Source organism: Xylophilus sp. ASV27 (assembly GCF_016428875.1).
Classification (GTDB): Bacteria; Pseudomonadota; Gammaproteobacteria; order Burkholderiales; family Burkholderiaceae_C; genus Xylophilus.
Map to the genome: position 1 here is coordinate 1 of NZ_JAELTO010000286.1, position 413 is coordinate 413.

At 70.9% G+C, this 413-nt stretch carries 1 protein-coding gene; it reads right to left on the reverse strand.

Features of this window, described 5'->3' with window-relative positions; all coding sequences use genetic code 11:
- The coding region (locus JHD63_RS22910; protein ID WP_255519319.1) for an AIR synthase-related protein at positions 1-413 on the reverse strand (413 nt) is incomplete at both ends.

Consider the following 413-nt stretch of genomic DNA (forward strand, 5'->3'; position numbering starts at 1 on the left):
CGCCCGCGCTGGGCGATCAGCGAGAACACCGGGGCCGGCGTCCAGGAGCCGCGCTCGAGTTCGGCCTCCAGACCGGCCGGAAGCACCCGCGCCAGGTTGTCGGCCAGCCCGCCACCGGTGACGTGCGCAAAGGTGCGCACCTCCGTCTCGGCGGCCAGCGCCAGGCAGTCCTTGGCGTAGATCCGGGTCGGCTCGAGCAGTTCCTCGCCGAGGGTGCGGCCGAACTCCTCGACGTGACCGGACAGATCCATGTGGCCCCAGTCCAGCAACACCTTGCGGGCCAGCGAGTAGCCGTTCGAGTGCAGGCCCGACGATCCCATCGCGATCACCACGTCACCCGGACGCACCCGGTCCGGTCCGAGGATCGAGTCGGCCTCCACCACGCCCACGCCGGTGGCCGAGATGTCGTAGTG